General features: G+C 72.8%; 26 protein-coding genes. 10 read left to right on the top strand and 16 right to left on the bottom strand.

Annotated features, from left to right (window positions below):
• Positions 1–20 precede the first annotated feature (20 nt).
• Positions 21–950, top strand: a complete 930-nt coding sequence (locus WFI16_RS23150) for a replication initiator protein A (RefSeq protein WP_419900223.1) — start codon at positions 21–23, stop codon at positions 948–950.
• Positions 951–954: 4 nt separating this feature from the next.
• On the opposite strand, the gene WFI16_RS23145 is transcribed toward WFI16_RS23150, so the two are convergent.
• The 6 genes from WFI16_RS23145 to WFI16_RS23120 all read right to left on the bottom strand — a co-directional run bounded on the left by WFI16_RS23145 (position 955) and on the right by WFI16_RS23120 (position 4,281).
• A complete protein-coding gene (locus WFI16_RS23145) occupies positions 955–1,185 on the bottom strand; it encodes a helix-turn-helix domain-containing protein (RefSeq protein WP_419900222.1) in 231 nt (76 codons plus the stop codon).
• Positions 1,186–1,195: 10 nt separating this feature from the next.
• Positions 1,196–1,441, bottom strand: coding sequence for a hypothetical protein (locus WFI16_RS23140; RefSeq protein WP_419900221.1), 246 nt, complete (start codon positions 1,439–1,441; stop codon positions 1,196–1,198).
• A 23-nt stretch (positions 1,442–1,464) separates the two neighbouring features.
• Entirely contained in the window at positions 1,465–2,319 is an 855-nt protein-coding gene (minD, locus tag WFI16_RS23135) for a septum site-determining protein MinD (RefSeq protein WP_419900220.1), read from the bottom strand.
• A 43-nt stretch (positions 2,320–2,362) separates the two neighbouring features.
• Complete coding sequence (gene minC, locus WFI16_RS23130) at positions 2,363–3,070, bottom strand: septum site-determining protein MinC (protein WP_419900219.1); 708 nt, start codon at positions 3,068–3,070, stop codon at positions 2,363–2,365.
• 144 nt (positions 3,071–3,214) lie between these two features.
• Positions 3,215–3,913: a hypothetical protein gene (locus WFI16_RS23125; RefSeq protein WP_419900218.1), complete on the bottom strand. Its 699-nt coding sequence runs from the start codon at positions 3,911–3,913 to the stop codon at positions 3,215–3,217.
• A complete protein-coding gene (locus WFI16_RS23120) occupies positions 3,910–4,281 on the bottom strand; it encodes a hypothetical protein (protein WP_419900217.1) in 372 nt (123 codons plus the stop codon). Before WFI16_RS23120 ends, WFI16_RS23125 begins: the two co-directional genes overlap by 4 nt.
• Positions 4,282–4,446: 165 nt before the next feature.
• Here WFI16_RS23120 and WFI16_RS23115 point away from each other — a divergent pair, with 165 nt between their 5' ends.
• The 5 genes from WFI16_RS23115 to WFI16_RS23095 all read left to right on the top strand — a co-directional run bounded on the left by WFI16_RS23115 (position 4,447) and on the right by WFI16_RS23095 (position 9,282).
• Positions 4,447–5,757: a hypothetical protein gene (locus tag WFI16_RS23115; protein ID WP_419900216.1), complete on the top strand. Its 1,311-nt coding sequence runs from the start codon at positions 4,447–4,449 to the stop codon at positions 5,755–5,757.
• A 105-nt stretch (positions 5,758–5,862) separates the two neighbouring features.
• A complete protein-coding gene (locus WFI16_RS23110; RefSeq protein WP_419900215.1) occupies positions 5,863–6,225 on the top strand; it encodes a response regulator in 363 nt (120 codons plus the stop codon).
• Between the two features lie 9 nt (positions 6,226–6,234).
• Positions 6,235–6,885, top strand: a complete 651-nt coding sequence (locus tag WFI16_RS23105) for a protein phosphatase CheZ (RefSeq protein WP_419900214.1) — start codon at positions 6,235–6,237, stop codon at positions 6,883–6,885.
• Positions 6,886–6,962: 77 nt separating this feature from the next.
• The gene (locus WFI16_RS23100; protein ID WP_419900213.1) at positions 6,963–8,561 is read left to right on the top strand and encodes a flagellar hook-length control protein FliK; all 1,599 of its coding nucleotides are present in this window, start codon (positions 6,963–6,965) and stop codon (positions 8,559–8,561) included.
• Between the two features lie 34 nt (positions 8,562–8,595).
• Positions 8,596–9,282: a flagellar hook assembly protein FlgD gene (locus WFI16_RS23095; protein WP_419900212.1), complete on the top strand. Its 687-nt coding sequence runs from the start codon at positions 8,596–8,598 to the stop codon at positions 9,280–9,282.
• A 53-nt stretch (positions 9,283–9,335) separates the two neighbouring features.
• Here the strand turns inward: WFI16_RS23095 and WFI16_RS23090 are convergent, their stop codons facing one another.
• The 8 genes from WFI16_RS23090 to WFI16_RS23055 form a co-directional block, all read right to left on the bottom strand.
• Complete coding sequence (locus WFI16_RS23090; protein ID WP_419900211.1) at positions 9,336–9,761, bottom strand: flagellar basal body-associated FliL family protein; 426 nt, start codon at positions 9,759–9,761, stop codon at positions 9,336–9,338.
• A gap of 79 nt (positions 9,762–9,840) precedes the next feature.
• Positions 9,841–10,965 carry an EscU/YscU/HrcU family type III secretion system export apparatus switch protein gene (locus tag WFI16_RS23085; protein WP_419900210.1) on the bottom strand — a complete coding sequence of 375 codons (1,125 nt, stop codon included), beginning with the start codon at positions 10,963–10,965 and terminating at the stop codon, positions 9,841–9,843.
• A gap of 4 nt (positions 10,966–10,969) precedes the next feature.
• Entirely contained in the window at positions 10,970–11,731 is a 762-nt protein-coding gene (locus WFI16_RS23080; RefSeq protein ID WP_419900209.1) for a flagellar biosynthetic protein FliR, read from the bottom strand.
• 1 nt (position 11,732) lies between these two features.
• A complete protein-coding gene (gene flhA / locus WFI16_RS23075) occupies positions 11,733–13,799 on the bottom strand; it encodes a flagellar biosynthesis protein FlhA (RefSeq protein WP_419900208.1) in 2,067 nt (688 codons plus the stop codon).
• 5 nt (positions 13,800–13,804) lie between these two features.
• Positions 13,805–14,068 (bottom strand): flagellar biosynthetic protein FliQ, encoded by a 264-nt coding sequence (locus WFI16_RS23070; protein ID WP_419900207.1) that lies wholly within the window; start codon positions 14,066–14,068, stop codon positions 13,805–13,807.
• A 35-nt stretch (positions 14,069–14,103) separates the two neighbouring features.
• The gene (locus WFI16_RS23065) at positions 14,104–14,406 is read right to left on the bottom strand and encodes a flagellar hook-basal body complex protein FliE (RefSeq protein ID WP_419900206.1); all 303 of its coding nucleotides are present in this window, start codon (positions 14,404–14,406) and stop codon (positions 14,104–14,106) included.
• A gap of 5 nt (positions 14,407–14,411) precedes the next feature.
• Positions 14,412–14,852, bottom strand: a complete 441-nt coding sequence (flgC, locus tag WFI16_RS23060; protein ID WP_419900205.1) for a flagellar basal body rod protein FlgC — start codon at positions 14,850–14,852, stop codon at positions 14,412–14,414.
• Entirely contained in the window at positions 14,852–15,256 is a 405-nt protein-coding gene (locus tag WFI16_RS23055; RefSeq protein WP_419900204.1) for a flagellar basal body protein, read from the bottom strand. Before WFI16_RS23055 ends, flgC begins: the two co-directional genes overlap by 1 nt.
• Positions 15,257–15,388: 132 nt before the next feature.
• On the opposite strand from WFI16_RS23055, the gene WFI16_RS23050 reads away from it, so the two are divergent.
• From WFI16_RS23050 to WFI16_RS23040, 3 genes are read left to right on the top strand one after another with little or no spacing between them, the layout of a single operon-like run.
• Entirely contained in the window at positions 15,389–16,729 is a 1,341-nt protein-coding gene (locus WFI16_RS23050) for a FliI/YscN family ATPase (protein WP_419900203.1), read from the top strand.
• Complete coding sequence (locus WFI16_RS23045) at positions 16,726–17,547, top strand: CatB-related O-acetyltransferase (RefSeq protein ID WP_419900202.1); 822 nt, start codon at positions 16,726–16,728, stop codon at positions 17,545–17,547. Before WFI16_RS23050 ends, WFI16_RS23045 begins: the two co-directional genes overlap by 4 nt.
• Positions 17,544–19,421, top strand: a complete 1,878-nt coding sequence (locus WFI16_RS23040; RefSeq protein ID WP_419900201.1) for a hypothetical protein — start codon at positions 17,544–17,546, stop codon at positions 19,419–19,421. The genes WFI16_RS23045 and WFI16_RS23040 overlap by 4 nt, the downstream gene beginning before the upstream one ends.
• On the opposite strand, the gene WFI16_RS23035 is transcribed toward WFI16_RS23040, so the two are convergent.
• Together WFI16_RS23035 and rffA are read right to left on the bottom strand one after the other, a co-directional pair.
• On the bottom strand, positions 19,387–20,391 hold the full coding sequence (locus WFI16_RS23035) for a class I SAM-dependent methyltransferase (RefSeq protein WP_419900200.1): 1,005 nt from the start codon (positions 20,389–20,391) through the stop codon (positions 19,387–19,389). The two genes, WFI16_RS23040 and WFI16_RS23035, sit on opposite strands and share 35 nt — an antisense overlap.
• Complete coding sequence (gene rffA, locus WFI16_RS23030; protein ID WP_419900199.1) at positions 20,391–21,593, bottom strand: dTDP-4-amino-4,6-dideoxygalactose transaminase; 1,203 nt, start codon at positions 21,591–21,593, stop codon at positions 20,391–20,393. The genes WFI16_RS23035 and rffA overlap by 1 nt, the downstream gene beginning before the upstream one ends.
• Before the next feature lie 151 nt (positions 21,594–21,744).
• Between rffA and WFI16_RS23025 the strand changes: the two genes are divergently transcribed.
• On the top strand, positions 21,745–24,597 hold the full coding sequence (locus WFI16_RS23025; RefSeq protein ID WP_419900198.1) for a glycosyltransferase: 2,853 nt from the start codon (positions 21,745–21,747) through the stop codon (positions 24,595–24,597).
• Positions 24,598–24,605: the final 8 nt, after the last annotated feature.

Genomic DNA, 24,605 nt, shown 5'->3' with positions numbered 1-24,605 from the left:
CGGCAGCAGGCGACGGACGCATGGACGATCAGCAGGCCTTCGATTTCGGTGCGACGGACAGCCCCCTGGTCGGCAAGGTCAAGGGCGATCGCAACACCATGGTCTACAACTTCTTCTCGCTGCGGCGCGAGAAGGAGACGGAGCTGCCCCGCTACGATGACGGCAAGACCTGGATCGAGGTGGTCGGCACCAAGCACGGCGTCGCCTCGATCTGGGACAAGGAGTTGCTGGTCTATTCCGCCTCGCTGATCGCCGACAAGATCAACCGCGGCGAGAACCCGACGCCGCGCATCACCTTCACCGCGCATGACTTCTTCATCACCACCGGCAGCACGCCGGGCGGCTCGGCCTATGAGCGGCTGGAAGAATCGCTGGCGCGGCTGAAGTCGACCTTCGTGCGCACCAATATCGAGACCGGCGGCGAGGGCGAGGATCGCGGCTTCGGCTGGCTCGACGAATACAAGATCCTCTACCGGCGCGGCCGCGACGGGCAGAAGCAGATGCGCGCGGTGGAGCTGACGCTCTGTTCCTGGCTGTTTCGCGCCATGGTCCAGGACAAGCACTTCCTGACCTACAGCCCGAAGTATTTCGAGCTGCCGCCCGTGGCGAAGCGCCTGTACGAGATCGCCCGCAGCGGCCCGCCGGGCGGCTTCCGCATGGGGCTGGCCAAGCTGCGCAACCGGGTCGGCACGACGCAGGACCTGCGCCGCTTCAAGGCCGAGCTCAACGCCTATGCCAGCCACAAGCGCAGCCTGCCCGATTACGGCATCGCGCTGATCGACCCGCGGCTGCGCCGCGCGCTCGACAAGGGCTTCCCGAAGCCCGCCGGGCAGACCCCGCTGAAATCCTGGCTGGTGGCCTTCTATCCGACGACCAACATCACCAGCCTCGAGCCGCTGGAGGCGATGCCGCTGCTCGAGGAGGACGACGCGGACTCCCTGGCGGCCTGAGGCGTCAGCCGGCGGGTCGTCGCTCGCTCACCGAGACCGAGCCGTCGCGCTGGAACAGGATGCCCTCGCGCGCCAGGATCTGCTGCACCTTGGCGAGCGTCCTGCTGGTCACATTGCCGTCGCCCTCGATCCGGCTCAGCGTGTTGACCGAGACGCCGGCGGCAGCGGCCAGCTCGCGCAGGCTGAGGCCGAGGGCCGCACGCGCCATGCGGCATTGCGAAGCCGAGATCAGCATCGCGCTTCCCTCACCTTCCGGGCGTCAGGTCGATATCGATCTCCCGCACCTCCAGCACGGGCGAGCTGCCGATGCGCACCCGCACATGGCCGCCGCGCGCCAGCTTGCGGATCTCGCGCAGGCAGGCGTCCTGGATGCGCTGCGTGATGTCGTCGCCGAGCACGGCAAGCCGGTCGGCGCTGACCTGACGCCGCAGCCGGGCGGCGGCGATGCCGGCGGTGTTGCGCCGGCGCTGGATCAGGGCAATCAGCGACATGGTGACACTCTCCCGGGCGCGGGTCAGGCGAAGCCGAAGAGCCGGCGCAGGAAGCCGCGCGGCTCTTCCGGCACCAGGGCCGCCGCGCGCGCGGCCGGCGCCGGGGAGGACAGGCGGATCGGATCGCGCACCTCGCCGAGGAAGCGCGACACCGCGTCGCGATAGGCGCGGCCGGCATCCGTCCCCTCGTCGAGGCTGGCGGGCATGCCGGCATTCGAGGCGCGCAGCACCGCCTTACTCTCCGGCACCACGCCGAGCAGCTCGGCCGAGAGGATCTCCCGGATATCGTTCAGCGGCAGCATCTCGCCGGTCTTCACCCGCTCGGGATCGAAGCGGGTGACCAGCAGATGCTCCTGCACCGGCTCCATCCCCGTCTCGGCGCGCTTCGAGCGGGCGGCGATGAAGCCGAGGATGCGGTCGGCGTCACGGATCGAGCTGACCTCGGGGTTGCAGACCACGATGGCATGGTCGGCATGGTAGAGCGCCATGATGGCGCCATGCTCGATGCCGGCCGGGCTGTCGCAGAGGATATAGTCGAACTCCTCCTTCAGCTCGGCCATGACGCGGTTGACGCCCTCCAGGGTCAGCGCGTCCTTCTCATGCGTCTGCGACGTCGCCAGCACATGCAGCTTGTCGATGCGCTTGTCCTTGATCAGCGCCTGCTGCAGCTTGGCCTGGCCATTGGCGACATGCAGGAAGTCGTAAACCACGCGCTTCTCGATGCCGAGCACCAGGTCGAGGTTGCGCAGGCCGACATCGAAGTCGACGACGCAGACGCGCTTGCCGCGCAGCGCCAGCGCCGCGCCGAAGGCGGCGGTGGTGGTGGTCTTGCCGACCCCACCCTTGCCGGAGGTGATGGTGATGACGGTCGCGGACATCGGGTTCTCCCTCGTCGTGACGCGAAAGCGGTGGTGGATGGATTCAGGGCAGGGCAGCGAAGCGCAGCCAGCCCTCGCGGATGGCGAGCTGCGCCGGGCGGCCGGACCACTGGGGCGGGATTTCTTCCGCGCCCAGCCAGAGCCCGGCGATGGAGAGCAGCTCCGCATCCATGGTTTTCGCAAAGATGCGCGCCTGCGGATCGTCGGCCACGCCGGCGCTGGCCGAGCCGCGCAGCGCGCCATAGACATGGATGCAGCCGTCGGCGAGCAGCTGCGCCCCCGGCGAGACCGAGTGCAGCACGATCAGGTCGGCCTCGGCGGCATAGATCCGCTGGCCGGAGCGCACCGGCTCGGTGATCACCACGGGGGGGCGGCGCTCGCAGGGGGTGGTGAGCTCCTGCCGCGGCTCCGCCTCGAGCATGCGGCCGAGGCCGGCCTCCAGCGCGGCCCGCTCGATCTCCGGGCGGCGGGCGCGGAAGGCGGCGGGCACCAGGCCGAGATCGCGCACCACGCCGATCAGCGCGGCCAGGCGGGGTGCCGCGGCAGCCGGCAGGGCGCCGAGATCCAGCAGCACCGGCGCATGCCGGAAGAAGCTGGCCGTGGCGCCCAGCCGGGCCGCCAGGGCCGCCCGCAGCGACTCCGGCGTCAGGTCTTCCAGCTCCAGTGTCAGCAGGGGATGCGTGCGGCCGCGCAGCCGGAGGCCCGGCGCGGCGGCGGAGGGGAGGGTGGTCGCGCTGGGATCGTGCCTCATGTCGCCTGCCTTCTGCCGGCGGCGCCGCCCGCATGTTTCGCATCGCTGCGAGGACGCCTTGGCCCGCTTGTTGCGGACAAGCCGAGACCTAACCGGTTCGGGAAATCTTCGCAACGAAAATCGTTTTTCGCACGACCGATGGCGTCAGGCCGCGTCCAGCACCGCAATCCCGCAGCGGGTGCGGAAGCCATGCAGCCTGGCCGCCGCCGCCGCCAGCCAGACGCGGAACAGCCCCTGGCCGTCGAAGCCGCCATCGAGCGCCGTCTGCGATACCGGCAGGGCGCGCCGGCCGAGCTGGGCCAGCACCACGCCGCGCATCGCCGAGTGCAGCTCCTGCGGCGCCGCATCGGGGGCGGGCAGGCCGGCGGCGCGCTGGAAGGCCTCCATGCTGCAGCCGCCGCCCGGCGCGGCCAGCCGGTCCGGCAGCGGCCCGAGCGGCACCAGCCGATGCCCGTTCCAGGCCAGCAGCCGCATGTCGTGCCGGTGGCTGCCGGGCGGCACGACGAAGCCGAGCAGCGCGCCGGTCTCGGCCTGGACCAGGCCGCTCAGCCAGTCCAGCGCGCCGATCAGCAGCCGCGGCCGCGGCGGCAGGCTGCTGGAGACGCTCAGCCGCGGCAGCCCGTTTTCGCGCAGCAGCCGGGAACCGCCGGTCGCATGGTCGAGGCTCTCTCCGGTCAGCAGCAGCGCCGCCTCGGGCAGGCGGAAGAGGGGATGCGGATGGCCGGCGGGGGCCCGGCCGCGCAGCAGGGTGGCCAGCGCCTCGGCCTCCTGCCGCGGCAGCGGGTGACGCAGCGGCGCGTCGAGCTCCAGCCGCGCCTGGCGCAGGTCGGACGGCGTGGTCATGCCGGCGTCCCCCCCTGCCGCGCCGCCTGCAGGGCCAGCCGGCGCTCGGCCAGGCTGACCGCCGCCTCCAGCGCCGCCGCATCGGCCGGCACGCTGCGCCGGATCAGGCGCAGCGGCGGCTCGTCATGCGGATCCTCCTCGATGACGATCAGCTGCACCGGCAGCTCGGCCTGCACCGCACCCAGCAGCCCGCCCTGATAGGCGAGCGCGACCCGCGTGCTGCGCTGGCGCAGCGCCAGCAGCGCCTCCAGCTGCGACAGCAGCCGCTCGAACTCTGCTTCATTCGCCTCGGCGGCGACAATGTCGGCCAGCTCGCGGCCATCCAGGGCCAGGCTCGCCTCGCCCGGGCCACGGCGGTTGATCTGCATCCGGCTTCTCCTGAACCGATCCAACCCGACACTGGTGCCACAGCCCGGCCATTCCGTCGATATTTTTCGCATAATGGTCCATGTGGCGGTGCCGCATCGGGCGGTTGACGCTTCCAGGCAGAAAAGTCTAGCTGGATCATCAACCAAGACGCGCATGGTGCTGCGATGTCCAGCCTGGCCGGTTCCGCGATCCCCGAAGGTCTGCTCCAGGACACTCCGCTGGGAGGCCTCACCCGCTTCGACCTGGGCACGGCCGAGGGCATGGCCCTGCTGCGGCAGTTCGACGCCCGGCTCCGCCGCCTCGGCGATCCCGCCGCGCAGCGCGCGGCGGTGCGGCGGCTCTGTTGCCGGGCGCCCTTGTCGAGCCGCACCGCCGGGCTGCTGGTGCTGCCCGGCGGCGCGCTGGCGCTGCGCGAGGCGGAGGAGGTGCTGGTCTGCAACCCTGCCGGCGTCCAGGCGCTGGCCGGCGCCGAGGCGGCGCGGCTGCTGGCGCTGCTGGCCGGCACGCCGGATCTGGTCAGCGTGGTGCATGGGCCGGCCGGGCTGCGCCGGCTGGCCGGCCTGCCGCCCGCCGGCAGCCTGCAATCGGCGACCCTGCTGCGGGAGGGGCGGATCCTGGCGCCGCTGCTGCCACCGGCGGCACGCTGGCCAGGGCCGGCGCTGCTGCGCTGGGGCCAGGGTGGCGGCCAGGGCGGAGTGGTCGCCTGGCCGATGCTGCCGGCGCCCGGCCGCCTGGCGCTCGGTGCCAGCGTGGCCGGCGAGGCGCTGCTGCCCGCCGGCGCACCCGTCGCCGCCGAGATCTGGGACGCGCCGGCCGGCGACCATCGCTACCAGCTGCTGTCCACCGGCCTCTTCGCCCATCTGGACGAGCTGCTCGGCAACGAGGTCAGCGACCTGCTGCGCTTCGAGCTGGTCGACCACTGGACCGATGGCGAGGACAGCCTGGCCAGCGAGCTCGCCGATGGCATCGGCCTGCTGCCGGCCTGCTTCGCGACGCCGCATGACCGGCCGGTGGCCATGGCGGCGATGGAGGGCTGGCCGCGCGCCGCCGCCCTGCTGCACGGCGCCGGGGAGCCGCTGGCGCTGCTCGGCATCGCCGCGCGCGATTGGGGCACCGCCTGGCGGCCAGCGCTGCGGCAGGCCTTCCTGCGGCAGCTGCGCGAGCTGGTCCCGGCCGGCAGCCCCGCCCTGCTCGTGCCCGAGGAGGCGCGCGCCGCCCCCCAGCCCGTGGCGCAGCTCGCCGCCGACCGCCAGCTGCGCGTCAGCGGCGCCGATCTCGCCGTGCTGCTGCCCCTGCCGCCGCATCCCCTGGCCCTGCTGCGGCTGGCCGCGCGGCTGGCGGGCGGCATCGGCGCGCCGGTGCTGCTGGCGGCCCCGGCCTGGGGCCTCTGCCACCGCTTCGATCCCGGCCGCGACGGCGATGTCGGCAATGCCGCCTGGTTCGGCCATGCCACGGCCGGCCCTGCGGGGGGCTGAGGCAGGGCCGCGCGCGGCAGGCGCCGCCGCCTGCCGATAGTTCTTGCGAAAAATCCCGGAAAGGGGGAATGATGCGGGCCGTGAACGCAGAAGGGGGACCGGCGCGTGAAAATCCTGGTTGTCGACGACTATCCCACCATGCGGCGCATCGTGCGAAACCTGCTGGACCAGATCGGCTACAAGGATGTCGAGGAAGCCGGCAACGGGGCGGAGGCGCTCGAGAAGATCAAGGTCGCCCGCTACGACCTGGTGATCTCCGACTGGAACATGGAGCCGATGACCGGGCTCGAGCTGCTGAAGGAAGTGCGCGGCGACGCCAACCTGGCGCGGATGCCGTTCATCATGGTCACGGCCGAAAGCAAGACCGAGAACGTGGTCGCTGCCAAGCAGGCCGGCGCGTCGCAGTACATCGTCAAGCCCTTCACGGCCGAGACGCTGAAGGCGAAAATCGCGTCCGTCGTCGGCTGAGGCGGGCCCGTGAGCACGCCGACATCGCTGCGTTCCGGCCTGGCGCGGATCGCCGGCCAGGCCGCGGCCATCGCCGGCGAGGTCGACCGGCTGATGGGGTTGCCGCACGCCCCCTCCCTGGCGGATTCCGGCGCTGACTCTGGCGAGGAAGCCGATCGCCTGGCGCAGGTGATGGAGGAGATGCGCCACATGTCCAAGCTGCTGGAGGAGACGCGGGCCGAGGTGATCGGCCTGTCGCCGCCGCCGGTGGGCCTGGGCGACACACTGGATGCGGTGGTCGGCGAGACGGAGGGCGCTGCCTTCGAGATCTTGCGGCAGGCCGAACGCGCCCAGGCAGCGGCCGGCCGGCTGCATGCCGGAACCTCGACCGATACCGGCGCCGATCTGACCGAGGTGGACGAGGCGGCGACCGCCATCGTGCTCGCATGCGCCTTCCAGGACATCACCGGGCAGCGGGTGCGCAAGGTGCTCTCGGCCATGCGCGCGGTCGAGGCGCGCGTCGCCGCCCTGGTGGCGCTGATGGGCATCAGCCCGGAAGAAACCCAGCCCGCCCCTCCGTCCACGGAAGAGAAGAAGCCGGATGCGCATCTGCTGAACGGGCCAAGCACCGCGGCGCAGGGCGGTCTCGGCCAGAGTGCCGTGGACGACCTCTTCGGCTGATCGGCCTGGCCGATCGGGCTACGCCGGGGCGCGGAGCACCGGCGCCATTCTGCAAAAATCGGCGACGGAAAGATTCCATGGCCAGTTCAGTGGGCGATTCTTCCTTGTCAGCCGGGCTCGGGCTGGGACCGCGCGGCGGCAAGGGGGCCGTCACCGCAGGCGCCAGCCTGCTGGCCACAGCATCGGCGGCCGGTGCCGATTTCCTGCAGCTGCTGGCCGGGGCGACAGCGCTGCCGGCGGCCGCGGCCCAGCCGGGCAGCGGCAAGGCGCCGGCCCGGGAGGCAGCGTCCATGGACGAGGCGCTGGCTGCCCATCTGGCCGCCGGCCTGCCCTGGGAGGCGCTCGCCGCTGCCGCGGAGGAAGCCGGCCGCCTGGCCGGCCAGCTCCAGGCCAGCGTCGCCGCGCTGCAGGCCGCGCCGGAGCCCGGACTGCTGCCCCCGGCCCCGCCCCTGGTGGCCGAGGCCCTGTCCTTGCCGGCCATTGAACCGCCGCCAGAGGCCGACACCGCGCAGCCCGGGCTGCTGGCGATGCTGGCCAGCCAGCCGCCGCTCAACGCCCCGCCCGTTCCCAGCCTGCCGCCCCTCGAGGCTGCCTTGCCGGCCGTCACGGGCCCGGAGCCCGGCCAGCCGCCTGGCCTGGTCGCGCCGCCGGCCGTCCTGCCCGCGGCGCTGCCGCCTGACGCCCTGGCGGAAGCCGGTCTGCCCTCGCCTGGAGGGGAGGCGGCAAGGGCCGATCCCTCTGCCTCGCCGAGGATCACCCCGGCCCCTGACCCGGCCCTCGGCCTGGCCGCCGGAGCGGCTGCGCCGGCACCGCCCGCCCTGCCGGCCGATGCGGCGCTGCTCCAGCCAGGGCAGCCCGAGGGCCCTGCCGGCACGCCGGAACCGGCCATGACCTTCGCCGTGCCGCCACCCCTCCCGGCCGAGGCGGCGCCGCGCCCGCAGGCCACCCCGCCCGCACCGGCTTCGGGGGCCGCGGTCATCGCCCCGGCGCCCCAGGGGACGCTGCTGCCCGAGGCCGTGGCGCCCGTCAGCGCACCCCAGGCGCCGGCGCCGAGCACCCTTGCCACCGCCGAGCCCGGCCCGTCGCCGGAGCCACCGGCCCCGTCCGGCCCCGCCGACACCCTGCCGCCGCGCGCCGCCGAGCCGGGCCCGGCCCCCTCGGCCCTGCCCCCGCCCGTCCTGGCCGCCCCGGCCGCCGGCACCCTGGCGGCCCAGCCGGTGCTGGTGCCGCAGGCGGCGCTGGCCGCGCATCCGCGCCTTGCCGCCGAGGCCGCGCCGCAGATCGCCCTGCACCTGGCGCGCGCCGCCGAGGATGGCCAGGAGACCGTCTCGATCGAACTGCGCCCGCCCGAGCTCGGCCGCGTCGAGCTGCGCCTGACTTTCCGCGAGGGGCAGGTGCAGCAGGTGGTGATGGCGGCCGAGCGGGTGGAGACCTTCGAGGCGCTGCGCCAGGACCGCGGCCTGCTGCTGCAGCAGATGGAACAGGCCGGGCTGCAGCTCGGCCAGTCCGGCCTTGACCTGCAGCATGGCCGGTCGCCGCAGCAGCAGCCGGCCGAGGGAGAGGGACGCCTCTACCGCCTGGCCGACACGGCCGAGGAAACCGCCGGCGAGGCCGAGGCGGCCGGCACACCGGGCCGCAGGCCGCCTTCCGACAGCTTGATCGACATCATCGCCTGAGCCCCTTCATCGCCCAAGGCAGGGACTGCACGACATGGCCACCAGCACCACCGCCATCAACACCACGCCGGCGATCACGGCGAGCTCGGCGCCCACCGCCCAGCTCAGCAACAACAGCAATGCCGATTTCGACCGCTTCCTGAAGCTGCTGACGGCGCAGATGAAATACCAGGATCCGATGGATCCGACCGACCCGACGCAGTTCGTGGCGCAGCTCGCGCAATTCTCCCAGGTCGAGCAGCAGACCAAGACGAATGCGCTGCTGCAGGGCATCGCCGATGCGCTGGCCGGCAATGGCAAGCTGTCGGAGAATGCGGCGCTGCTCGGCAAATCGGTGAAGACCCAGGCCTCGACGCTGACCGTGCCGGAGGGCGGCGGCGGCGTGCCGATCACGGTGGATGTCTCGGCGGGCACGCTGAAGGGCCTGCGGCTGGAAGTGCTGGATGCGCGCAACGACGTGCTGCGGCGGATCCCCCTGACGGCCGGGACGACGGACATGTCCTTCGACGGCAAGGATGGCAATGGCAACCGGCTGGCGGCGGGGCAGTACACGGTGCGCGTGGTCGGCGAGGATGACAGCAACAAGCGCACCACCGCCGGGACGGTCACCGTGGCCGGCAAGGTGACCGAGGTGCGCCGCGACAGCAGCGGCGGCTACAACCTGGTGCTGGATACCGGCGCCGTGGTCAGCGCCGCCGACGTCACCCGCCTCGGCAGCTGAGGCGGCGGGGGCGCCGGGCCACCGCAGGGACCCGGCGCCGCCCTGCTCCCGGCTCAGCTATGGATGAGCCGGGTGATCACCACATCCTTCAGACCCTCTTCCTGGATCTGCGCGAGGCTGTCGAACAGGCTGTCGCGCAGCAGGGCCGGATCGACCCGGCCGGGACGCAGCTCCTGCCGCTCGGACATGGCCATCAGCCGGCGCAGCACCGCCTGCTTCAGGCGGGGCGACAGATCGCGGAAGGCCTGCAGCCGCGGCGCCTCGGTCTCCAGTGTCACCGAGACCACGACATAGGCCATGCGGCGATTGGCCGAGGGCAGGTTCACCGTGAAATCGCCGAGCGGGAAGAACTCGGTCTCCTTCTTCGGGGCGGCCTCGGCGGCCCAGGCGGCCGGCGCCGGCAAGGTCGCGGCCAGGCTGGTGCCCAGCGTGGCGGCGGCGAGGAGACCCATCAGGTGACGGCGCGTCTTGGTAACCATGTCGTTGATCCCAGCGGTTGCGGTGGCCTTCTTTCGCATTTGTGATTTTCGCAGACAAGGAAAACAGATCAATTTTGTGTCACCGCGAAAGGGGGGATGCCGCGCCGCTGCCTGCCCGATCGCGTGGCAGGGGCCCTGGCCCCGTCTTCTGCCGCGCCCAGACGATGCCGATCAGTCGGGCCACCGCCTCGAAATGGATCGCCGGGATGCTGTCGCCGATCTCGACCCCGGCGTGCAGGGCGCGGGCCAGGGCCTTGTCCTCCATCACCGCGACGCCGGACTGCGCGGCGATTTCGCGGATCCGGCGGGCCATGCGATCGACCCCCTTGGCGACGCAGACCGGCGCGGCGTCCTTGCCGCGCTCGTAGCGCAGGGCGACGGCGAAATGCGTCGGGTTGGTGATGACCACCGTCGCCTTGGGCACATCGGCCAGCATCTTGCGCGAGGAGAGCTGCCGCCGCTTCTTGCGCAGCGCCGCCTTCACATGCGGGTCGCCATCGGTGGCCCGCATCTCCTCCCGCATCTCCTGATGCGTCATGCGCTGGCGGCGGTGGTATTCGAAGCGCTGGAAGCTGATATCGATGATGGCGACCAGTGCCGACACCAGGGTGATGGCGCCCAGCATGGTCGCCAGCGCGCGCACCACCAGATGCGGGAAGGCCACCGGGTCGAGGGCGGCGAGATAGGGGCTCTGGTCGTAGAGCGGGCGGGCCACCGCCCAGCAGGCGGCGGCCACGGTCAGCGCCTTCACCAGGTTCTTGCCGAACTCGAAGATGCCCTTCAGCCCGAACAGCCGCTTGAAGCCGGCGATCAGCGACAGGTGCGACAGCTTGGGCTCCAGCCGCTCCGGCGCCATCACCACGTTGTTCTGCAGGAGGTGCGGCACCAGGCTTCCAGCCATCAGCAGCCCGAAGACCGGCAGCAGCACGATGGTCAGCGCCTCCAGCACGGCGGCGCCGGCCTGCTCGAAGCCGCGTTCGTTGAAGTCGAGGAAGGCCTCGGGCTGCTCCAGCATCGGCAGCAGCACGGCGGCGAAGCGCCCGCCCAGCGTGCCCCCCGCCAGGCCCAGCAGTAGCAGCACCATGGCATAGAGGCCGAAGCTCGACCCCTCGCGCGACATCGGCAGGTCGCCGCGCTCGCGCGCCTGCTGCAGCTTGCGCGGCGAGGCGTCGAGGGATTTTTCCTGGCCGGTTTCCTCCGCCATCGGATCAGCGGCTGATCACGAAGGCGGCCGAATAGGCGCCGAGCACCTCCGACAGCAGCGTCGGCGCGGCGACGCCCAGCAGATAGAGCCCGGTCATCAGGATGGCCGGCGCGCCGATCATGAAGACCGGCATGGCCGGCAGCGCGCGGTTGATGCCGGCCAGCGCCGCGTTGAACAGCACCGAGAGGATCAGGAAGGGCATGCTGAGCTGCATGGCCAGGCGGAAGGCGGTGGCCATGGCCTCGGTCAGCGCGCGGGCGGCGGGGGCCGCCGCCGGCGCCTCGCCCAGCGGCACCAGCCGGTAGCTGTCGAGGATGGCGCGCAGCCCGGGGTGATGCCCGTCGACGGCGAAGAAGGCGGCCAGCACCGCGGCATAGAGCACCGAGCCCAGGATCGCCGCATTGTCGGCGCCGATGCCGAAGGCGAAGGCGTTGCTGAGGCCGATGCTCTGGCCGATGATCTGCCCGGCGACATGCACCGCCGAGAGCAGGGTGCGCGACAGGGCGCCGAGGAAGGCACCGGCCATTACCTCGACCGCGATCTCGCCCACCATGCCGAGGGCGCCGGGCACCGGCCGCAGGGGACCTGCCAGCGGCGCCAGGCAGAAGGCCACCACCAGCGCCGCGATCACCCGGACGCGGCCGGGCAGCTGGGTCTCGCCGAAGCCCGGCAGCAGCATCAGCGCGCTGGCGGTGCGGCAGAAGACCAGGAACCAGCGGTAGAGCTCGGCCGAGAGCCAGGGCTCAAGGGCGAGCGAGGCCTGCATCCTAGATCTGGCCGACCGTGCGCAGCTTGGCGCGCTGATGCACCTCCGCATGGGAGATCACGGCGATGGTCGGGTTGATGCGCTCGACCAGGTGGCGGATGAAGGGCCGCGCGACCGCCGAGGTCAGCACCGCCGGCCAGTCGCCCTTGGCGGCCGCCTCGGCAATGCGGGCGCGGGTCGCGCTGACCAGCTCCTGGATCTTGGACGGCGCCATGGCGAAGCTGCGCTGGTCGCCTTCCTCGATGATGGCGCTGCCGACCTCCTTCTCCCATTCCGGGGAGAGCAGGAGCGCGGTGATATAGCCATCCTCCTGGGTCAGGCCGCGGCAGATCTGCAAGGACAGGCGCTGGCGGACATGCTCGGTCAGCATGGAGACGTTGCGGGTGAAGGCCGCGCCCTCGTGCAGCGCCTCCAGGATCAGCGGCAGGTTGCGGATCGAGATGCGCTCGGCCAGCAGCGTCGCCAGCACCTTCTGCACCGTGGCCATCGGCAGCACGCCGGGGATCAGGTCGCCGAGCAGCCGCTGATGCTCCTTCTCCATCCCGTCCAGCAGCTTCTGGGTGGCGGCATAGCCCTGCAGCTGCGCCATGTAGCCCTTCAGCACCTCGGACATGTGCGTGGTCAGCACAGTCTCGACATCGACCACGGTCAGCCCCTGCGCCATCGCCATCTCGCGCAGCGCCGGCTCGATCCAGCGCGCCTTGATGTGGAAGGAGGGTTCCTGGGTGTCGATGCCGGGCACGCCGATCTCCTGCCCGCCGGGGGCGAAGGCCAGCAGCCGGCCGAGCATCAGCGTCTCCCGCGCGACCTCCACCCCCTGCACCTGGATGGAATATTCGCCGGAGCCCAGATCCATGTTGTCCTTGATGCGCACCGCCGGCAGGACGAAGCCGAATTCCAACCCGAAGGCCCGGCGGAGCTTCTTGATCTTCTCCGACAGCCCGCCCTGGCGGCCGGCGGTGAGCGAGACCAGCCCCATGCCGAGCTCGAGGCGCACATCGTCGACGCGGATCAGCTCGGCCATGGTCTCCTCGCGCGGCGCGCTGGAATCGGCGAGCGACAGGCCGGTCTCGGCCTCGGCCGCGGCGCGCTGCACCGCGCGGTGTGCCAGCCAGCCGCCGCCGGCGGCGACCAGGCCCAGCGCCATGAAGGGCAGGAAGGGCAGGCCCGGCAGCACGGCGAACAGCCCGGAGAGGCCGGCGGCAAAATACAGCGGCTTCGGCTGCGCGCCGAGCTGGCTGATGAAGGCCTTGTCGGTGGAGCCGCGGACATTGCCCTTGGAGACCAGCATGCCGGCGCCGACCGAGACGATCAGCCCGGGGATCTGGCTGACGATGCCGTCGCCCACCGCCAGCGTCACGTAATTGCCCGCCGCGGCGGAGAGCGGCATGCCGTGCCGCATTGTGCCGACGACGATGCCGCCCAGGATATTGACGATGGTGACGATGATCGCCGCAATGGCGTCGCCGCGGACGAATTTGGACGCGCCGTCCATCGCGCCGAAGAAGGAATTCTCGTCCTCGAGCTCCTTGCGGCGGCGCTTGGCCTCGGCATCGTCGATGGTGCCGGCGGCGAGATCGGCATCGATCGCCATCTGCTTGCCCGGCATGGCGTCCAGGCTGAAGCGGGCAGCCACCTCGGCGATGCGGCCGGCGCCTTTGGTGACGACGATGAAATTGACGATGATCAGGATGGCGAAGACGATCACGCCGATGATGAAGTCGCCGCCGACGACAAAGACGGCGAAGCCATGGATGACGCTGCCCGCCGCATCCAGCCCGCGATGCCCGTCGGTCAGGATCAGCCGCGTCGTCGCCAGGTTCAGGGCGAGACGCAGCAGCGTCGCCACCAGAAGGACGGTGGGAAAGACCGAGAAATCCAGCGGCCGCTCGATCCAGATGGCGACCATCAGGATCAGCACGGAGAGGGTGATGGAGGTGGCCAGGCCCAGATCGACCAGCCAGCGCGGCATCGGCAGGACGAGCACCGCCAGCAGCACCACAATGGCGGCGGCGAAGAGCAGATCCTGGTGGCGCAGGCCGAGGCTGAGGCGGCGGAAGAACTCCATCCCCCTCAAAGCCCCACGATGAGCTGCGCGATCTCCTCGGTGTAGGAGCGCAGCGCGGCGAAGCCGAAGGGCAGCGACAGCATGGTCGCGACCAGGGTGACGACGATCTTCGGCACGTAGGAGAGGGTCATCTCCTGGATCTGCGTCAACGCCTGCAGCACGGAGACGGCAACGCCGGTCACCAGCGCCGCCAGCAGCGGCGGCCCCGCCACCATCATGGTGGTGTAGAAGCCGCTGCGCAGCACCTCGATCACGTCGCCTTCGTTCATCGCGTCAGTTCTCCGCCGCGGCTTGCAGACCGGGCTCAGACCGCCATGCGGAGCACGTCCATATAGGCGCCGACGACCTTGTCGCGCAGCTGGGTCAGGGTCTGCACGGTCAGCTCGGCGCTGGCGGCGGCCTGCACCACCTCCTGGATGTCGGCGGTGCCGGCGACCCCGCGGGCGGCCGTCATCTCGGCGCTGCGCAGCGTCTGCAGCGAGGCACGGGCCGCATCCTGCACCATGCTCGGGAAATCCCCGACCGGCGTCTGGGTCACGCCATAGGCGCGGATGGCGGCGCTGGCCGGGGCGACGGCGTTGAGCGCCGCATTGGGCTCGACGGGCATGCGGATCAGGACCTCAGGATGTCGAGCGTCTTGCCGTAGAGCGCCCGGGCCTGCTGCATCACCGTGATGGACGCCTCGTAGCTGCGTCCGGCGGCGCGCATGTCGGCCTGTTCGATCAGCGGATCGACATTCGGGAATTTGACGTAGCCCCGCTCGTCGGCGGCGGGATGGCCGGGATCGAACTGGGTGCGGAAGTCGCGCTGGTCGGGGCGCAGCCCGTCGAAGCGCACCAGCTGGGCCCCGGTCGCGCGGTCGACCGCGCGGTCGAAGGTGATCAGCTTGCGGCGATAGGGGTCGCCGCCGGGCACCGCGGCGGTGGAGCTGGCATTGACGATGTTCTCGGCCGCCACCCGCATGCGGATCGCCTGGGTGCTCATGCCGGAGGCGGCGGTGGCCATCGCCTGGGTCAGCGGGCCGACGCCGGTGATCGGGCCGATGCGCAGCATCAGCGGGCGCCCACCGCGGTGCGCAGCAGGGCGGCGCCGCGCTTGTAGACCAGGGTGGCGAGGTCATAGGCCTTCAGCAGGTCGGCCTGCTTCACCATCTGCTCCTCGAGGTTGACGGTGTTGCCGTCGGGATCCTCGCTATAGGCATTGGCCCGGTCGGCGGCGATGGTGACGCCGTCCCGCCCGCCGCCGAGATGGCCGGGGCGCGAATTGGCCAGCGTCAGCGCCGGCAGGCCGCCCTGGCTGCGCAGCAGCGCGCTGTCGAACTGGAAGGCCTTCACGTCGCGCGCGCGGTAGAGCGGCGTGTCCGCATTGGCGATGTTCTGCGCCAGGATGTTCTGTCGCTCCGCCAGGTGCCGCATGCGCGCGCCGGTGATGCGGAAGACGTCGATGCCTTCGAGCATGGAACGCAGAGCCCTCCTGGCTGGTCCGGGCTGAGCAATAGCGCCGCCTCCTTCTCCTGTCGAGATTTTTCGCATGGACCGCAACCCCTGCTTCGCGCCAGGATGCGCCCGGCCCCTGCGGAGGTGTTTCGCGTGTCTGATCCTTTCCTGCTGGCGACGCCGCTTGGCGACAGCGCGGCGCAGCTGACCCGCCTGCCGACGCGGCTGCGCTATGGCACGCTGGCGGCGGTGCGCGGCGCGGCGCTCGGCGTCACCGGGCTGGGGGAGGGGGTGGCGATCGGCGACCGGATGCGGGTGGCGCGGGCCGGCCAGGCGCCGGTGCAGGGCGAGTTCGTCGCCTTCTCGCCGGAGGGCGCCATTGCCGTGCCGGAGGGCGGCACCGAAGGCCTCAGCCCCGGCGCCCGGCTCTGGCTGGAGGAGCCGCTCAGCCTCTATCCCTCGGAGGGATGGCTGGGGCGGGTGGTGGACAGCCTGGGCCAGCCGCTCGACGGGCGCGGGCCGCTGCCCCAGGGGCGGCGCGGCGCGCGGCTGCGCCGGCCGCCGCCGGAGGCGCTGCGACGCCGCCTGATCGGCGCGCGGATGGAGACCGGGTTGCGGGCGCTCGACATCTTCGTCCCCGTCTGCCGCGGCCAGCGGCTGGGCATCTTCGCCGCCTCGGGCGTCGGCAAGTCGACGCTGATCGGCATGCTGGCGCGCTTCGTCGAGGCCGATGTCATCGTCGTCGGCCTGGTCGGCGAGCGCGGCCGCGAGGTGCGGGAATTCCTCGACCAGACGCTGGGGGAGGCGGGGCGGGCGCGCTCGGTGGTGGTGGTCTCGACCTCCGACCAGCCGGCGCTGGCCCGGCGCCGTGCCGCCCAGGCGACCCTGGCCGTCGCCGAGCATTTCCGCGCCGAAGGCAAGCAGGTTTTCCTGCTCCTCGATTCCGTCACCCGCCTGGCCCATGCCCAGAGGGAAATCGGCCTGGCGGCGGGGGAGCCGGCGACGGCGCGCTCCTACACCCCCTCGGTCTTTACCGAGCTGCCGGCGCTGCTCGAGCGGGCCGGGCCGGGGCCGGAGGGGGAGGGCGACATCACCGCCGTCTTCACTGTGCTGGTCGATGGTGACGACCATGACGAGCCGATCGCCGATGCGGTGCGCGGCATCCTGGACGGCCATGTCGTGCTGGACCGCCGGATCGGCGAGCGCGGCCGCTGGCCGGCGATCGACGTGCTGCGCTCGGTCAGCCGCGCCTTGCCGCGCTGCCATTCCGAGGCGGAGAACGCCCTGCTGGTGGAGGCCCGCCGGCTGATCGGCAGCTATGCCGACATGGCGGAGATGATCCGGCTCGGCGCCTATCGCCCGGGCAGCGATGCCGAGGTGGATGCGGCGATCCGGCTGCATCCCGGGCTGGACGCCCTGCTGGCCCAGGGCATCGACGAGCGCAGCCCCAGCGAGGCCGGCTTCGCGCAGCTCGCGGCGCTGCTGCGGTCATGATCCTGGCGCGGAGTGCCACGCATTTCCGCTTCCGCGCCGACCGCCGGCTGTTCCAGCGCCTGGCCGGGGCCGGGATCTTCTTCGGCCGCGAGGAGGGGGTGTTCCCGCCGGATGGGACCATCATCGGGGCGCCGCTGGCGCCGTCGAGCGAGCCTTTCGTCGGCTATTACGGCAGCCACTGGATCGGCGCCTTCGGCTTCGGGACCTATTCGAATTCGCGGGTGTGGTCGGCCTCCCCGGTGGGACGCTACTGCTCGATCGCGGCGGGTCTCCGGGTGATGGAGGGCGACCATCCGCTCGACCGCTTCACCACCCATACCATGACCTATCTGCCCGGCTTCGCACCGGAACGGGCCGCTTGGCGTGCCCTGGGTGGCAACGCGCCACGGCTGACGCCCTTCGCGCAGAAGCCGCATCCGGTGATCGGCGATGATGTCTGGATCGGCCAGGACGTGATCCTGGCCCGCGGCATCACCTTGGGCAGCGGCTGCGTCGTCGGCGCCGGGGCGGTGGTGACGCGGGACGTGCCGCCCTATGCCATCGTGGCCGGGGTGCCGGCGCGGGTGCTGCGCTATCGCTTCCCCGAGGCGCTGATCGCCGAGATGCTGCGCGTGCAATGGTGGCGCTACGCGGCCCCCGATTTCGCGGCGATCGCGCATCTGCCACCCGGGGAATTCCTGAAGCGGCTGGAGGCGCTGGCCCTGGCGCCGTTCTGCCCCGCGCGGGTCGATGTCCACGGCCTTGTCCTGGCGGCGATGGCGGAGCCAGGGGACGACGCGATGCCGGAGCCCGGCAGCCTGCTCCCGCGGCCCGCATGAGCTGGGCATCGCTCGCGCGCTGCTTCGGCAGCCTGCCGGACGACCGCGCCCGCGGTGACGCGCTGCTGGCCGCTGTCTTCGCCGGAGAGCGGCCGGTGGTGGAGCTGGAGGCGCTGGCGGCCGTCGCGCGCGGCTGGGACGGGCGGTTGGCGCATGCCGGCTGGGCGCAGGTGGTGGCGCAGCTGCAGCGGGTGGCGGCCGATGACCAGGGCCTGGCCGCCGCCGCCGCCGCGCTGAGCCTGGTGGAGGGCCGGGCGGCCGCCCTGCGCTGGCTGTTCGGGCTGGCGCTGTCGCCGCTGCGCACGGCGCGGCAGCTGCAGGCGCTGCACGACGTGCTGTGGCAAGCCGGGCTGCTGGGCGCCGGCGAGGCGGCCGGCTTCCTCGCCGCCTGCTGTCCGGCGATGGAGGCGCCCGACGAGGCGCAGGCGATCGGCCGGATGCGCGGGCTGCTGCATCTGCTGGGCTTTTCCGTCGGGCGGCCGATGGCCTTCCACCAGGCGGTGGTCGAGGAGGTGGCGCTGCCGGCGCTGCTGGCCGCGGCGGCGGCCGGGCAGCGGGCGCTGGCGGTGGATCTGGAGGCGCAGCTCAGCCTGCACTGGCTGCGGCGGGAGGAGAGCGGGGCGCACCACGCGCGCTGGATCGGGCGCTGGGCGCCGGCGCTGGCCGCCTGCGGACGGACGCAGGCCCTGGCGCCGCTGCCGCCGCAGCCGGTGGCCGGCCGCCCGGCCGTGGCCATCGTGGCGCATCAGGCGAACAGCCTGGCGCATGTGCAGGCGATGCTGACCATGCTGGAGGCCTGCGCGCGGCTGCCCTCCCGTTTCTCCTATGCGGTGCATTTCCTGCAGGGCGCCGACGAGGCGGTCTTCGCGCGGTTGCGCGCGGCCGGTATCGCCGTCGTGGCGCATGGCTTTCCGCGCGATGCGCCGCTGGCCGACATGATCGACGTGCTGGCGCTGCGGCTGCGCCAGGCGCGGGTGGCCGCGGCGGTGTGGCTCTGCTCGCCGATCGGGCTGGCCTATGCCTTCGGCCGCCGGCTGGCGCCGGTGCAGGTCTGGTGGTCGCTGAAATTCCATCCGCCGGCGGCGCCGGATGCCGATCTGCGGCTCGGCGGCTTTGCCGGCCAGGGCGAGGCGGTGCAGGTCGAGGGCATCCCCTGGCGGAACCTGCCGGGCAGCATCGATCCGCAGATCCCGGCCGATGCGGCCGCGCAGCGGGCGGCGCTGCGGCAGAACTTCGGCCCCGGCCTGCTGCTCGGCTCGCTGGCGCGGGAGGAGAAGCTGGCCGATCCGGACTTCCAGGACGCCATCATCGCCATCCTGCGGGCGCTGCCGGGCGCGCGCTACCTCTATACCGGGCGGCGCGACCTGCCGGCGTTCCGCGACCGGCTGCAGGCCGCCGGGGTGGCGGCGGCGTTCATCGGCTGGGTGGATACCGGCGTCTTCGCCGGCGTGCTGGATCTCTATCTGGACAGCTTCCCGCTGGGTGGCGGGCTGACGGCGATGCAGGCCATGGTCAGCGGCGTGGCGCCGGTCTTCCTGGCACATGACCCGGGGGCGCCGCTGGCCGGGGTGCTGGACAATGTGCTGCACCGGCAGCGCCAGGGTGCGGCGGTGCCGGCCGCGGAGCGCGCCGCGCGGGATGCGCTACTGCGCGACGCCGACGGCACCGACCTGCTGCCGCCGCTGCGCTCGGTCGAGGCCTATGTCGCGCGCGCGGTGCAGCTCGGGCGGGATGACGGGCTGCGGCGGTCGGTGGGCCAGGCCGTTGCGCGCTACGCCACGGCCTTCCTGCTGGATCATGCGGCGCCGGCGCGCGCCTTCGAGGCGGCGCTGGCCAGCGTCATTCCGGACGCCGGAACAGTCCGAACAGCTTGAAGCCGAGCTGCCGCCAGAACAGATCGGCCGGGCGCAGCGTCGACAGATCCTCGGGCGCCCAGGGGCCGAGGGCGGCGCGCACGGCATCCGGCGGATGGGCCAGCAGCCGGTCGAGCTCGGAGATGTAGCTCTGCAGCGCGACCGGCTGGAAGCCGGCCAGGATCAGCAGCCGGGTCAGCGAAGCCGGGTCGAAATAGCTCCAATGCCCCGGCGTCACGACGGTCGAGGCGGCGCCTTCCACCTGCACCAGCGGGCTGTCGAAGTTCGGCACCTGCAGCGCCAGGATGCCGCCGGGCCGCAGCCGCTCCCGGATGGCGGCCAGAAATTCCCGCGGCCGCTCGAGATGCTCGAGCACGTCGAAGAGGGTGACCAGCGCAAAAGGTCCGCCCGGCGCGTCGCCGGGGAAGAAGCCGCAGCGCACCTCAGGATGGCGGGCGCGGGCGCGGGCGGCGAAGTCCGGGGCGGGCTCGACCCCGGCGACGCGCCAGCCGGCGGCGGCGAAGCCGTCCAGCACGGCGCCCTGGGCGCAGCCGATGTCGAGCATGTTGCCCGGCCGGGCGAAGAAGGGCGCCAGCTGCTGCAGCACATAGTCGATCTTGCCGGCCTCCAGCCGGGCATAGGGGGCGCTGGCCTTCAGCGCGGCGAAGGCCTGCGGGATGCTGTCGGGATCGGCCTCGGCGCGGGCATAGCGGTCGCGCTCGGCGGACTGGCAGAAAACCTCCCGGCTGTAGACCAGGCGGCAGCCGGGGCAGCGCAGCAGGGAAAAATCGGGGCGGCTGAAGCGCTCCAGGCGCTGCGCTCCGTCGGCCGGGTGGTCGCAGACCGGGCAGTCGCGCGGGCGGAACACGGAAGCGGCGCGCAGGGTGGCCAGGCTGGCCTGCTCCACCGCGCTCAGCGCGCGGTAGTGATCGCGCATCGCCGCCCGGAAGCCCGGGACCAGGGCGGCGTCGAAGCTCTCCGGCTGCAGCATCAATGCGGGATGGCGGCCAGCGCCGCTTCCAGCCGCTCGACCACGCGCTCCTGCTCGCCTGGCGGCAGGTCGCCATAGAGCGGCAGGCGCAGCAGGGTGGCACCGGCGTCCTCGGTCACCGGCAGCGGCCCCGGAGCCCGGCCGAAGCGGCGCCCGGCGGCGGAGAGGTGCAGCGGCTCGTAATGGGTGGAGGCGCCGATCCGCTCGGCGGCCAGGCGCGCCAGAACATGGTCGCGCAGGGCGCGGCTGGGGAAGCGCAGATGGTAGATATGGCCGTTATGCGCCGCGGCCTGCGGGATCTGCGGCCGGCGCAAGCCCCAGTTCCCGGCCAGCGGCGCGAGCAGCGCGTCGTAGCGCTGCCAGACCGCCAGCCGCTTCTCCGTGATCTCCTCGACGCGGGCGAGCTGCACCGCCAGCAGCGCGGCGGTGATTTCCGAGGGCAGGAAGGAGGAACCCACATCCTGCCAGGAATACCGGGCCACCTCGCCGCGCTGGAAGCGCAGCCGGTCGGTGCCCTTCTCCCACAGGATCTCGGCGCGGTCGCGCAGCGCCGGGTCATTCACCAGCAGCGCACCGCCCTCGCCACAGGTGACGTTCTTGCTGGCGTGGTAGCTGAAGGCGCCGAGCACGCCGAAGCCGCCGAGCGGTTGGCCCGCCCAGCGCGCGCCGACCGCCTGGGCGGCATCCTCGACGAGGGCCAGGCCGTGCTGGCGGCAGACGGCCTGGAGGGCCGCCATGTCGCAGCCGACGCCGGCATAATGGACGCAGATCACCGCCCGGCTGCGCGGGGTGACGGCGGCGGCGACCGCAGCGGCATCGAGGTTCAGCGTGTCCTCGCGCACATCGGCGAAGATCGGCACGGCGCCGCGCAGCAGCACCGCATTGGCGGTGGAGCAGAAGGTCCAGGAGGGCATGATGACCTCGTCCCCCGGCTGCAGCCCGAGCAGCAGCGCCGCCATCTCCAACGCCGCGGTGCAGGACTGGGTCAGCAGCGGCAGGCTGTCCGGCAGGGTCGCGGCCAGCAGCCGATGGCAACGCTCGGTCTGGCCGGCGCCGCCGGCCAGGCGGCGGGAGGCCAGCGTGGCCTGCAGCGCGCGCAGCTCGGCCTCGCCTAGATCCGGGCTGTAGAAGGGGATGGCGGGCGGGGCAGGGGCCGCGCTGGCCGATCGCGCGACAGGCATCGGCAGGCGAGCATCGGGCATGGGCATTCCTGCGGGCGAGACTGCGCCGAGGCTAGCGGGCCATCCGTGGATTTTCGCTGAAGCCGCAGGGGCGGAGAAAGCCGGGCCGATTGTCGCTGGGTGTTGCTTCCCCCTAGAACGGCCCGAGCGCCACATGGGGAAGCCGCCCGTCTTGACCGCCACTCCGCCCACCATCCCCGGCTGGTTCACCCCTAACCACGACCTGGCCGGCGCCGTCGACCATATCGACCCGGTCGACGGCCTGCGGGGCTGGGTGGTGGATCGCCGCCGGCCACGCCAGGCGCTGCTGGTCGAGGCGCGCGCTGGCGGGGAAGGGCTGCTCCAGGGCCTGGCCGGGATGCCGCGCCCCGACCTGGTCGAGGCTCTGCAGCAGCCGCTGCGCGCCGCCTTCGCCCTCGAATGGCGCAGCTTCGATCGGGCGCAGGTGGCACGGCTCGCGGCCGACCATCCCGAGGCGGTGGTCAGCGTCGTGCTGGAGGATGGCGCGCCGCTCCCCTTCGTCGTTCCTGCCCCGACGCTCTCCCAGCTGCTGACGCTGATCGACGCCCCGCGGCCGCCCGATCATGCCGGCTTCGCGACCCTGCGCCTGGCGCTGGCCTTGCGCCGGCTGAAGCTGGTGGACGCCGCCTGGATCCGCCGCCGCTATCCCGACAGCACCGACGACGATGCCATCCTCTCCTATCTGGAAAAGGACGAGGCGGCGGGGCGCTGGCCCAATCCCTATTTCGACCCGGTGCTGGTGGGCGAGGCGCTTGGCCTGTCGGGTCCCCAGGGCGCGCTGGCCGCCTATCTGCAGCGGCCCGAGGCGGTCGCCCGCACCAGCCTGCAGTTTGACCAGGATTTCTGGATCGCCCAGGCGCGCTTCACCGGCGCCGTGCCGCTGGCCGCGCATCTGGCCGCGCCGCGGGCGCGCGACCCGCATCCGCAGTTGTCGCGCGCCATGCTGGAAGACGCCTATCCCGAGGCGCGGAAGGCCGCCGACCCCTATGCCGAGGCGCTGCTGATCGCCGCCGCCCGTGGCGAGGCCGGCCGCTGGCAGCGGATCCTGGCTGCTGCCGCCCCCAGCCCCATCCCGCGTCTTCTGACGTCAGAAGATTTTTCGGCGCGGCGCGCCGTGGCGGCGGCCGGCCTGCCCGCGCCCGGCCAGCGGCGCGACCTCTTCAGCCGCCTTGCCGAGACCAACGCGAGCCACGCCGCAGAACCCTTCACCGGCCCCTTCGGCACGACACCTCGCGCGAAAACCTTCGCCCTGCTGCTGCCCCCGGCCGGCGGCGATGCCCTGGCCGAGGCGACCCTCCTGGCCTCGGCCCTGCCGCGGCTCGAGGACCAGGTGCAGCCGCGCCGTCCGGGCCCGCGGCTGGACCTGGCGGCGCAGGCGGCGCTGGCGGTGCAGGCAGGGCTGGCCGGCTTCTGCCTGCCCTGGCCGCTGCCGCCGGAGATCGCGGTGCCCCAGGCCCCAGGCCTCGCCTGGCTGCCGCTGTGGAGCGATGGGCGTGACCCCTGGCTGGCCGGGCGGATCCCCGAGACCGACCCCTTCCCGGATCACCTGGCGGCCTTCCTGGCCGACCCGCGCTGCTTCCGGCTGGACGGGCGCCCGGTTCTGCTGGTCGCGCGCGACGGCCTGGCGCCGCAGGGGATCGCCGCGCTGCGCCCGGCCCTCGCGGCCGCCCTGGGCGCCGAGCCACTGCTCTTCCTCGCCCAGGGCAGGGAGGGCGGGGATCCGCGTCTCCTCGGCTATGATGGCGCGGTGGAGATCCCGCCGCCGCTCGGCGGGCAGATCGGCCTGCCGGCGGCGCCGATAGCGCAACGGCTGGATGCCGCCGCCGCTCTGCCGCAGGCGCCCTATGACGCCGCCCTGGCCTCGGCGCTGCGGCAGGGGGCGCCCGACTGGCCCTGGCTGCGCTGCGCCCTGCCCGATCTCGACGAGGAACCGCGCCGCCCCCGCGCCGGACGCCTGCTGCGTGGCGCGACGCCAGAGGCCTTCGCCGACTGGCTGCGCAGCCTGGCCGAGCGCGCCGAGGCCCGCGGCGAGCTCCTGCTGGTCGACAGCTGGAACGGCTTTGCCGATGGCACGGCGCTGCTGCCCGACCGCGCCCAGGGCCACGCCCGGCTGAACGCCGTTGCCAGGGCGCTGCATCCGGCGCCCGCCACGCCGCTCGACGGGCTGCCCGGCGTCTCGGTCGTTGTCCCGAGCTGGCAGAGCGCCGCCTGGCTGCCCGAGCGGCTGGGCTCGATCTTCGCCCAGACCCTTGCGCCGGCCGAGATCATCCTGCTGGACGACGCCTCCACCGATGACAGCGTGGCGGTCGCCGAGCGTGTCGCCGCCGCCGCCGGCCGCCCGATCCAGGTCATCCGTTGCCCGCAGAATTCCGGCAATGTCTCCCGCCAGTGGCAGCGGGCCGCCGGGCTGGCCTCCCAGCCGCTGCTCTGGATCGCCGAGGCCGATGACCTGGCCGATCCGCGCTTCCTCGAGGTGCTGGCGGCGAAGCTGGCCGCCGATCCGCAGGCGGTGCTGGCCTTCAGCGACAGCGGCGCCGTCGATCCGGCTGGCCGGCTGCTGGCGCCCGACCGCAAGCCCTATGCCGCCGCGCTCGGCGATGCCGGGCTGCTGCGCGACAGCGCCTTCGAGGGGCGGGACTTCGCCCGCCGCTTCCTGGCACCGCGCAACCTGGTGCTGACCGCCAGCGCCGTGCTCTGGCGCCGCGACGCGCTGCGCGCCGCCTTCGCCGCCGCCGGGCAGGAGGCCTTCGCCTTCACCTGCGCCGGCGACTGGCGCCTCTATCTGGCGGCCTGCCTGGAGGGCGGGCGGGTGCAGTACAGCGCCCGGCCGCTGGCCCGGCAGCGCCAGCACCCCGACAGCGTCACCGCCAGCCTGGCCAAGGACCGCCATCTGGAGGAGATCGCCCGGCTGCATGCGCTGATCGCCGCGCATTGCCCCGAGGCACCGGCCGAGGCCATGGCCGGCTACCGCGCCGATCTGCGCCGCCACTGGGCGCTCGGCTAGTCCCGCGA

The organism is Roseomonas sp. USHLN139, from assembly GCF_037145735.1.
Lineage (GTDB): Bacteria > Pseudomonadota > Alphaproteobacteria > Acetobacterales > Acetobacteraceae > Pseudoroseomonas.
The sequence above is the reverse complement of the archived record's forward strand: the minus strand, read 5'-3'. Positions and strand labels throughout refer to the sequence as shown.